This window comes from Mesorhizobium sp. P5_C1 (assembly GCF_054049815.1).
In genome coordinates, this window is record NZ_JBFULQ010000974.1 from 1 (window position 1) to 1,303 (window position 1,303).

2 protein-coding genes are annotated in these 1,303 nt (G+C 59.6%); both read right to left on the minus strand.

Annotated features, from left to right (window positions below; translation table 11 throughout):
- Nucleotides 1-254: 254 nt before the first annotated feature.
- Nucleotides 255-794: a prepilin peptidase gene (locus ACXJ7R_RS33140; RefSeq protein WP_457155479.1), complete on the minus strand. Its 540-nt coding sequence runs from the start codon at nucleotides 792-794 to the stop codon at nucleotides 255-257.
- A gap of 1 nt (nucleotide 795) precedes the next feature.
- Complete coding sequence (locus ACXJ7R_RS33145) at nucleotides 796-1,302, minus strand: tetratricopeptide repeat protein (protein ID WP_457155480.1); 507 nt, start codon at nucleotides 1,300-1,302, stop codon at nucleotides 796-798.
- Nucleotide 1,303: the final 1 nt, after the last annotated feature.

The following is a 1,303-nucleotide window of genomic DNA, read 5'->3' on the forward strand; positions in this document are numbered from 1 at the left end:
CTATGACGGATCTTTGTCTGTCACAATTGCAAACGAATCCAATCCGGGGCAAAGCGTTGCTGCAACGCCCGCGTCGTCACCCCGAGGGGACCGAGCGCCGGCAACTGGAGAGTCTCGTGAGCGCATGTTTGCCGGCGCTCGGTAATCGCAGCACCGGGGGGTCGTTTGGGGTGTTTTGGGCTGCGACCTCTATACGTTAGCACAAGCTAATATAGAGGTATACGGCCATTTTGCTGGCTATCTAAACTCGAGGTTCAGTTAAGCTGATTCAGAATTCCAGTGCTGGTCGCCAGCACCAAACTTTTGTAGATCAGGAACGCTATCGTACAGATCGCGGCTATCGAGATCGGCACTCCGAATGGCACCACGCCCTTGCGGTCCAAATGCTGGACAACGAGCCGAAAAGCGCCCGCAGGCAGCATGAACGGGTTTTTCACGATCGCCGCGGTGGCGAGGGCGAGAACCAGGAGCAGCACTGAAAACACCGCGAAATCGCGTCCGCCGATCAGGAAGGGCACCACGGCCAGCAACTTAACATCACCGGCGCCGATCTTGCGCAGCGCCCAGAACGGGAGCAGCGCGATGAACAAAACAACGCCGGCCAGAGCGCTCAGCCCCATGTCGAACCACGATCCGGACTGGAGCGACAGCAACAGCATGCTCCCCGCCCCCAGGCAAAGCAGCAGCAGCACGTCGCGATTTGCGATCTTCTGGGTGGTGAAATCGATCCAGCCAATCCTTGCCAGCAGAGGGATGGCGAGGGCTTTCAGCAGCAGCGATTCGACCAGCAGCATGCTAGCGCTCGATATTCTGCACGCTTGACGACAGCAGCTTCAGATTGTTGGCGACAGTCGGATCGTTGGGCGCCAGTTCGTAGGCCTTGAGGAAATTGCTGCGTGCATTCTGCAGCTTGCCGCGCAGCAGGTAGGAATAACCGACATTGTTGTAATATTCCGCCGTCGGGCCAACCAGCTTGAGGGCTCGGGCATAGGCGCGGTCGGCGAGATCGAAGCGGTGGATCCGGTCGCTGCAGGCAGCCAACCCCATCCACGCGTTGCCGTCATTGGGCGACAGTTGCGTCGCCTTGAAGAACAAGGCGCCGGCATTGCCGTAGTTCTCCGCGCGGAACTGGTTCTTGGCTTCGGCCACGGCCTGGTCCGAGGCGTGATATTCGACATCGGCGACCGTCTTCAGCCCGTCGAAAGCATCGCCAAAGGACGTTACGTCGCCTTTCGACGGCTCGTTGGTGCGAACGACGCCGTCGGCGGGGTCTGTCTGGCAGCCGGCAAGGATGACCGTCAAC

What these genes read in the sequence shown, in the direction of transcription:
- ACXJ7R_RS33140 (WP_457155479.1), bottom strand. Translation starts at nt 794, where the DNA reads ATGCTGCTGGTCGAATCGCTGCTGCTGAAAGCCCTCGCCATCCCTCTG.